At 69.7% G+C, this 8,062-nt stretch carries 8 protein-coding genes; 5 read left to right on the plus strand and 3 right to left on the minus strand.

What is annotated here, in order from left to right; translation table 11 throughout:
- The 5 genes from VN520_RS31610 to VN520_RS31630 all read left to right on the plus strand — a co-directional run.
- On the plus strand, window positions 1-774 hold a 774-nt coding region (locus VN520_RS31610), incomplete at its 5' end, for a cytochrome P450 (protein ID WP_325750362.1).
- A gap of 106 nt (window positions 775-880) precedes the next feature.
- Window positions 881-1,249: a YciI family protein gene (locus tag VN520_RS31615; RefSeq protein ID WP_325750363.1), complete on the plus strand. Its 369-nt coding sequence runs from the start codon at window positions 881-883 to the stop codon at window positions 1,247-1,249.
- A 75-nt stretch (window positions 1,250-1,324) separates the two neighbouring features.
- A complete protein-coding gene (locus VN520_RS31620; protein ID WP_325750364.1) occupies window positions 1,325-2,113 on the plus strand; it encodes an SDR family oxidoreductase in 789 nt (262 codons plus the stop codon).
- Between the two features lie 181 nt (window positions 2,114-2,294).
- Window positions 2,295-3,539, plus strand: coding sequence for an RNA polymerase sigma factor (locus VN520_RS31625; RefSeq protein ID WP_325750365.1), 1,245 nt, complete (start codon window positions 2,295-2,297; stop codon window positions 3,537-3,539).
- A 99-nt stretch (window positions 3,540-3,638) separates the two neighbouring features.
- Window positions 3,639-5,243 carry an MFS transporter gene (locus tag VN520_RS31630; RefSeq protein WP_325750366.1) on the plus strand — a complete coding sequence of 535 codons (1,605 nt, stop codon included), beginning with the start codon at window positions 3,639-3,641 and terminating at the stop codon, window positions 5,241-5,243.
- 60 nt (window positions 5,244-5,303) lie between these two features.
- Here the strand turns inward: VN520_RS31630 and VN520_RS31635 are convergent, their stop codons facing one another.
- From VN520_RS31635 to VN520_RS31645, 3 genes are read right to left on the minus strand one after another with little or no spacing between them, the layout of a single operon-like run.
- A complete protein-coding gene (locus VN520_RS31635; protein ID WP_325750367.1) occupies window positions 5,304-6,521 on the minus strand; it encodes an acyltransferase in 1,218 nt (405 codons plus the stop codon).
- A gap of 19 nt (window positions 6,522-6,540) precedes the next feature.
- Entirely contained in the window at window positions 6,541-6,738 is a 198-nt protein-coding gene (locus VN520_RS31640) for a ferredoxin (RefSeq protein WP_325750368.1), read from the minus strand.
- A 9-nt stretch (window positions 6,739-6,747) separates the two neighbouring features.
- The gene (locus VN520_RS31645; protein WP_325750369.1) at window positions 6,748-7,956 is read right to left on the minus strand and encodes a cytochrome P450; all 1,209 of its coding nucleotides are present in this window, start codon (window positions 7,954-7,956) and stop codon (window positions 6,748-6,750) included.
- Window positions 7,957-8,062 lie beyond the last annotated feature (106 nt).

Genomic DNA, 8,062 nt, shown 5'->3' on the forward strand with positions numbered 1-8,062 from the left:
GGTTTTGCCCTGCCGTTGCCCACGTTGGTGATCTGCGATCTCCTCGGCGTCCCCTACGAAGATCACGAGTTCTTCCAGACACGCGGCGCCGCGCTCTTCTCGGCGAATCCGCCCGAGATGGTGGGCGCCGCGTTCGGGGAACTCGCCGGCTACCTCGACGAACTGGTCGCCCGGAAGGAACGCGAAGGCGCCGACGATCTCCTGGGCAGAGTGGCGGCACGCGTCGACGCCGGCGAACTCACGCACGAGGAGGCGGTCGCCATGGCCCGTGTCCTCCTGCTCGCCGGGCACGAGACGACCGCCAACGCCCTCGCGCTGAGCGTCCTCACCCTGCTGCGCCACCCCGATCAGCTCGCGACGCTGTGCGAGCGGCCGGAGCTGTATCCCTCCGCGGTCGAGGAACTGCTGCGCCTGCTGACCATCACCCAGGGCCCCATGCCTCGGCTGGCGACGGAGCCGATCGAGGTCGGCGGCGTCCGGATCGAGGCGGGGGACGGCATCCTCATGTCCTTGCTGGCCGCCAACCGCGACGAACGTGTCCACACCGGCCCCGACGAGCTGGACGTCCACCGTGACGCCGGGCGTCACCTGGCCTTCGGTCACGGCGTCCACCAGTGTCTCGGGCAGAGCCTGGCGCGCCTGGAACTGGAGGTGGCCCTGCCAGCCCTGTTCCGCTCCCTGCCCGGGCTGCGGCTGGCCTGCGCGGAGTCGGATCTGCGTCTTCGCGCGGAATCACCGGTCTACGGTGTGGACGCGCTCCCCGTCACCTGGTGAGCACGCGTCCAGGAAATTTTTTTGCCGGGGACGTCGAGAACCGCCGAGCCGTTCCGACGATGGAACAGAGGGACGCATAAGCGTCCGTCAGTACAAGGAGGACACCGTGAAGTACCTGCTGAGCATGCACCTGAACCCCGCAGTGATGGCCGCGCTGTCCGACGAGGAGCGCAACGAGCTGCAGACCGGGCACGGCGACTTCATCGCGAAGATCAAGGAGAGCGGGGAGTACGTCTTCACCCAGGCGCTCGCCGACCCCTCCGCGAGCACTGTCATCCGCGCGTACGACGGCGTGCCCGCGGTGACCGACGGCCCGTACATCGAGTCGAAGGAATTCCTGGGCGGCTTCTACGTCGTCGACTGCAAGACCCGGGAGCGGGCCCACGAGGTCGCCGCGATGCTGCCCGACGCCAAGATCAAGGGTCTGGGTATCGAGGTCCGGGAGGTCATCTTCAGCGACGGCCTGCCCGAGTGACATCCCGTCCGGGGGGCCGGTCCCCCGGCCCCGTCCGGGCGGCCGCGTGTCGCTCCGTGTCAGGAGGTTGAGCACGTGAACGTTCCCCGACTACTGCCCGAGAAGGTCGTCGTGGTCTCCGGGGTGGGGCCGGGCCTCGGCCGTGAACTCGCCGTGCGGTGTGCCCGGGCGGGCGCCGACGTCGTCCTGGCCGCACGGACGGAGACCTTCCTGGCCAAGACGGCCGCAGAGGTGGAGGCGACCGGACGCCGCGCGCTGGTGGTGCCGGCCGACATCACCGACCCGGCAGACGCCGAGGCCCTCGTCGAGGCGGCGCTCGGCGCCTTCGGGCGGGTGGACACCCTGATCAACAACGCGTTCGCCGTGCCGCCCAACGAGGAGTTGGACACGGTGCCGATGGACGCCATCCGGCTCGGCATGGAGACCAGTGTCTACGCGGCGCTGCGGCTGTCGAAGCTGTTCACTCCCGCGTTGCGGGAGAGCCGGGGCTCGATCATCATGATCAACTCCTCGGTGCTGCGCCATTCCAAGCCGGCCTGCGGTGCCTACAAGATCGCCAAGTCCGCGTTGCTGGCTCTCGCCCAGAGTCTGTCGACCGAGCTGGGTCCGCAGGGCATCCGGGTCAACAGCGTCGCACCGGGACCGATCTGGATCGACACGGTCAAGGAGTTCGTGGGCGAGCTGGCGGCCGTCCGGGGCATGTCGCTCCAGGAGGGCTACGACGAGATCGCCGCCGACATGGACCGGCGCCTGCTCCAGGAGCCGGAGGAGGTCGCGGACGCGGTGCTCTTCATGGCCTCCGACATGGCCCGTGCCATCACCGGCCACTGTCTGGACGTCAACGGCGGCGAGTTCCATCACTGACGGCCGGGGCACGGCTCGCACCGTGCCCCGCCTCGTGTCCCCGCCGTGCTACGGTGTCGGCCTCGGTAGCAGATCAGCAGTACAGCGCGACTCCTCGGATGGCCTGACCTCGGATGACTTCCACAGGACGCATCCGCCCGGTGGTCCCAAGGGATCGTCGTCGGGCGGCCCGGTGAAAGACGTGCCCCCTTTCGACAGTCTCCTCCGTGATCTCATACCGCAGGTCGTCGGTTCTCTGGTACGACGCTACGGCTGGTTCGACGCGTGCGAGGACGCCGCCCAGGACGCTCTGCTCGACGCGACGGTGCAATGGCGCAGGGACGGCGTCCCGGACAACCCGCTCGGCTGGCTGACCACGGTCGCCTACCGCCGGCTGGCCGACCGGGCTCGCAGCGACATCGCCCGGCGGCGCCGCGAGGAGACCGTCGCCTCCCTGGACTCGACGCGGAGCTCGGCCGCGCCCGGCCCGGACGAACCTCTCAGGGCGGACCGCGACGACTCGCTGATCCTGCTCTTCCTGTGCTGCCATCCGAGCCTTTCGCCCTCCTCCCAGCTGGCGCTCACACTGCGGGCCTGCGGCGGACTGACCACCGCGCAGATCGCCCGGGCCTTCCTGGTGCCCGAGACGACCATGGCTCAGCGCATCAGCCGCGCCAAGCAGCGCATCAAGGCCGCCGGGGGCCGCTTCGAACTGCCGCCCGCCGCGGAACGCACGGAGCGGCTCGGCGTCGTCCTGCACGTCCTGTATCTGATCTACAACGAGGGATACGCGAGCACGGTCGGTCCCGACCTCCAGCACGTCGAGCTGACACGCGAGGCGATCCGGCTCACCCGGGCCGTGCGGCGGGTCCTGCCCGAGGACCCTCAGGTCACCGGGCTGCTGGCGCTGATGCTGCTGACCGACGCCCGCCGGGCCGCGCGCACCGACCCGGACGGCAACCTGATACCTCTGGCCGAGCAGGACCGCGGCCGCTGGGACAGCGGGGCGATCGAGGAGGGCGTCGCGCTGACCACCGAGGCCTTGGTCCGCGATCCCCTGGGCCCGTACCAGCTGCAGGCGGCCATCGCCGCGCTGCACGCCGAGGCGCCGCGCAGCGAGGACACCGACTGGCGGCAGATCGTCATCCTCTACCGGCTGCTCGAACAGGTCGCGCCCAACCCCATGGTCACACTGAACCATGCCATCGCGGTCGCCATGGCCGACGGCCCCGACCGGGGTCTCGCGCTGCTGAGCTCACTCGACGAGGACACCCGGCTGGCCGGTCACCACCGGCTGCTCGCGGTACGCGGCCATCTGCTGGAGATGACCGGCGACCACGCCGCGGCCCATGCCTGTTACGAGGAAGCCTCCCGCCGCACGGCCAGCCTTCCGGAACGCCGGTATCTGGAGAGCCGTGCGGCCCGGGTGGGCGGCGCCGGGAACTGACCCGGCCACCGCCGAGCAATCGCGGCCGCGAACGCAATATCCGTCACTCCGCTCCGACTACCAGACGAGAAAGACAGTCAACGGAGAGGGAGGTCACACATGTCTGCCCGTGTGACAGATGATGCCGCAGTGGGGACCGGGCGAAGCCCCTGGCTCGGCCTTGCGGTTCTGGCACTGCCCACCTTGCTGGTCGCGCTGGACATGAACGTGCTGTTCCTGGCGCTGCCGCAGCTGACCGCGGATCTGGGCGCCGGGGCCGTTCAGCAGTTGTGGATCACGGACGTCTACGGGTTCATGGTCGCCGGTCTGGTGATCACCATGGGCACGCTCGGCGACCGGATCGGCCGACGCCGGCTGCTCATGATCGGTGTGGCCGGGTTCTTGGTGGCGTCGGTGATCGCCGCCTACGCGACCAGCCCCGCCATGCTGATCGCGGCCCGCGCGGTGCTGGGTATCGCGGGAGCGACGCTGATGCCCTCCACCCTGGCCCTGATCAGCAACATGTTCCGCGACGACCAGCAGCGGGGCAAGGCCATCGCCATCTGGGCCACCTGCAACTTCACCGGCGCCGCTCTCGGCCCGGTGGTGGGAGGGCTGCTGCTGGACTACTTCTGGTGGGGCTCGGTGTTCCTCATGGCCGTGCCGGTCATGGTGCTCGTGCTGATCGGTGCTCCCATGCTGCTGCCGGAGTTCCGGCCCGAGCAGACGCGGCGGGTCGACATGGGAAGCGTGCTGCTGTCGCTGCTCGGCATCCTGCCCGTCGTATACGCGATCAAGGCGCTCGCCGTGGGCAGCGGATCGATGGCGATCGCGCTGGTGGCGCTCGTGTTCGGTCTGGTCTTCCTCGCGCTGTTCGCCCGCAGGCAGCTGCGGATCGAGGACCCGATGCTGGACCTGCGGCTGTTCGCCAGCAGCTCGTTCACTCTGATCCTCACCGCGCTGGTGCTGGCCGGAGTGGTGATGGCGGGCACCGGGCTGCTGGTCACCCAGCTCCTGCAGACGGTGCTGGGTTACTCGCCGTTCGTCTCGGCCTGGCTGTTCGCCCCGATGGGCCTCGCGGTGGCGGTGGGCACGATGTCCACACCGGCGCTGACCCGTACGGTCAAGCCCCAGGTCGCGATCATCGGCGGGATGGTGGTCTCCGCGGTGGGAGCGGCGCTGCTCATGGTGATGGACGAGGGATGGGGCGTGTGGTCGGTCGTGGTCGCCGTCGCCGTCCTGGGCCTGGGCACCGGACCGCTGTTCGCACTCGGGACCGGCCTGGTGATCGGTTCGGTGCCGCCTGAACGTGCCGGTTCGGCCGCCTCGCTCTCCGAGACGTCGAACTTCCTCGGAGGTGCTTTCGGTCTGGCCCTGCTCGGCACGGTCAGCGCGGCGGTGTACAGCTACCGCATGGAAGGCGCCCCGCGCGTCGACGGACTGTCCGGATCGGCTTCGGACCACGCGCAGGAGACCGTCGCGGGAGCTGTCCACGAGGCGGCGGGCCTGTCCGGCCAGGCGGCGGACTCGCTGCTGGACACCGCGCACGCCGCGTTCGTCAGCGGCCTCAATGTCGCCGGGGCGATCTCCACCGCGATCTTCCTGCTGCTGGCGGTTCTGACGATGGTGTACTTCCAGCGCTCCGGCGCCGGGCAGGAAGGCGCCGGGAAGACGGGTGCCCGGTCGGCGGACGCTCAGCCGGCCGGCGCGGAACAGTCGGGCTGAAACGAGATCAGCCCCGCACGGGCCGGTGACCTGTGCGGGGCTGGCGAGGGAGGGTGTCCGTCAGGCGGTGGGAAGCCGGCCTGCGCCGTCCGGCACCGGAGCGGACGGTGCGGGGGGCGGCGGCCCCTCGGTTCCGCCCGTCGGCCCGTTCCCGCGCGCGCCGCGCGCGACCGCGAACTTCCGCATCACCGGGCGTTCGAACAGGGAGAACGACAGCCAGGAGATCACCAGTGTGACGGCGGCCAGAGCCAGGCTCAGAGCCAGCGCCACCGGGGCGTCCCAGGCCTTCGCCGGATCCAGCAGATGGTGACCGGTGGTCAGTACCAGGCGGTGGAAGAGGTAGAAGGCGAAGGAGACCTCTCCGAGCCACACCCACGTCCGGCCGGACAGCCCGGTGCCCAGACCGTCGCGATCGGCGACCGCGCCGTTGGCGATGACCAGCCCGAGCGGCACGAACAGCGTCGACACCAGGCCGTAGACCGGCGGCAGCTGCGGGGTGACGGCGAAGACCACGACGGCCAGCACGACCGACGCGGGGAAACCGAGCGGAATCCTGCGGCCGGCCAGCACCATACGGGCGAGCAGGATGCCGAAGAGGAAGTCGAGCATGCGCACCGGCGGCAGGTGATAGATGAACCAGGTCTGCCACTCGGTGACCCCGAGGACAGGGTAGGGCTGCTGCTCCGGCAGCGCCAGCGCCACCAGCGGCACGGCAAAGACCGCCGCCACGACTCCCACGGTCCACATCCACAGCCGTTCGGCCCTGATGCGGCGGACCAGCATCAGCAGCGCCGGGAAGCAGAGGTAGAACAACAGTTCACAGGAGAGGGACCATGCCACCGGGTTGATGCTGTTGATGGTGGCCGGTGAGGGGAAGAAGGACTGGAGCAGGAGCGCGTTGAGGACCGCGTCCCGCGCGCCGATGCCCTGTCCCACCACCAGGACCAGGACCAGGACGGCGGCGAGGTAGGTCAGCAGGTGGCTCGGGTAGATCTTGAACAGCCGCCGTCGCCAGAATGCCCCGAGGGTGTCCGTATCACGGGCCGACCAGGTCAGTACGAATCCGCTGAGGATGAAGAAGAAGCCGACTCCGGCTCCGCCGCTGAGCGACAAAAAGCGGAACGCCGGGTCGTTCACCGTCGGCGAGGTGAAGAGTCCTTCGACCACCGCGTGCAGGGCGAAGACCATCATCGCGGCGATGAACCGCATCCCGGTGAGCGAGGGCAGTCGGGTCCGCGCCCCCGCCGGAAGACGCGGGCCGTCCGATATATATGGCATGTGCTACTTTCCTAGGATCTTATTCTTCGGTCATGTACAAGGTGCTGGTGGGACAGGCGTCGATCGCGGCCCGCGCCTGCTCCGCCAGCGGGCGCGGGACCTCTTCCGCGAGGACGACCACGGTCCCCATGGCCTCGCTCTGGTCGAACAGGTCCGGGCTGTTGAGCACGCAGTGCCCCGCACCGATGCACCGGTCGGGGCGGGTTCCGATCCTCATCCGTCCTCCTCACCAGGTCACCGGCAGTGCGTGCAGCCCGTAGTTGATGTGTTCGTCCTTGAACCGCAGGGTGTCCATGGGGACGGCGAGGCGCAGTCCCGGAATCCTCGCGAACAAGGTGGTGAAGGCGACCTCCAGTTCGATGCGCGCCAGGTGCTGGCCCAGGCACTGGTGGGAGCCGTAGCCGAAGGAGACGTGGCCCTGGTCGGAACGGGCTATGTCGAACCGGTCGGGGTCCTGGAAACGCGCCGGGTCGCGGTTGGCGCCGACCGTGAGGCCCAGTACCCCTTCCCCGGCCCGGATGGTGACGCCGCCGAGTTCCACGTCCTCCAGGGCGACACGCGAGTTGCCGATCTCGGCGATGGTGAAGTAGCGCAGCAGCTCGTCCACCGCGGCGGGCATCCTGGACGGATCGCCGCGCAGTTCCTCCAGCACTTCGGGCCTCTCCAGCAGCAGCATGGCGCCCAGCCCCAGCACGTTGGCCGGGGTCTCGTGGCCCGCCATCAGCAGCATGAAGGCCATCCCCACCATGTCGCGGTGGCCGGGGACTCCCGGTTCGCCGGGGCGTGCGGCCAGTCGGCCCAGCACGTCGTCGGTGGGTTCCTTCTCCTTCGAGGTGACCAGCGCGTCCATGTACTCCATGAGTTCGCGCATGGCACGCGCACCCTCGTCGGCCGAGGTGGCGTTCATGACTGTGGAGGAGATCCGCAGGAAGAAGTCACGGTCCTCGAAGGGGACTCCGATCAGTTCGCAGATCGCCATCAGGGGAACGGGATTGGCGAACGCGGAGACCAGGTCGGCAGGGCGCGGGCCGGCCAGGAGACGCTCGACGTGCTCGTCCACGATCTCCTGAATGCGCGGACGCAGACGGTTCATACGCCGGTAGGTGAAGTCGCCCGCCACCGCACGGCGGGCGAGCGTGTGGTCCGGCGGGTCCATGCCGACCAGGGACGTGGAGAACTCGGGGGCGGGGCGCTGATGCTCCATCAGGAGCGGAAAACCGGGGTGGCGCAGGTCGGAGCTGAACCGGTTGTCGGCCAGCATCGTCCGCACGTCCTCGTAGCGGGTCACGGCCCAGGCGAGGGCTCCGGTGGGCAGCTCGACCCGGCCGACCGTCGGGTGTTCGCGCAGCTCGGCGTAGCCCTCCGGCACAGAGAAGGGACAGGTGCGCCGCATCGGGTAGGCCAGGGGCTCGGTCGTTCCGGCGGGGTGGGTCATGGCGTCTCCGGTGAGTGGCTGGTCACGGCTGGGGCTGGGGCTGGGGTTCGGGCCGGGGGGCGGCGGTCCTGCGGGCCGGCCGGCCCCACCGGCGCATGGCGGGGCG

It is taken from the genome of Streptomyces sp. (genome assembly GCF_035563135.1).
In the GTDB taxonomy this organism is placed as follows: Bacteria; Actinomycetota; Actinomycetes; order Streptomycetales; family Streptomycetaceae; genus Streptomyces.

Bases quoted from the DNA above. Each gene is read 5' to 3' on its own strand.
- VN520_RS31645 (WP_325750369.1), bottom strand. From the start codon at position 7,956: ATGACCCACCCCGCCGGAACGACCGAGCCCCTGGCCTACCCGATGCGG.
- VN520_RS31630 (WP_325750366.1), top strand. From the start codon at position 3,639: ATGTCTGCCCGTGTGACAGATGATGCCGCAGTGGGGACCGGGCGAAGC.
- VN520_RS31635 (WP_325750367.1), bottom strand. From the start codon at position 6,521: ATGCCATATATATCGGACGGCCCGCGTCTTCCGGCGGGGGCGCGGACC.
- VN520_RS31640 (WP_325750368.1), bottom strand. From the start codon at position 6,738: ATGAGGATCGGAACCCGCCCCGACCGGTGCATCGGTGCGGGGCACTGC.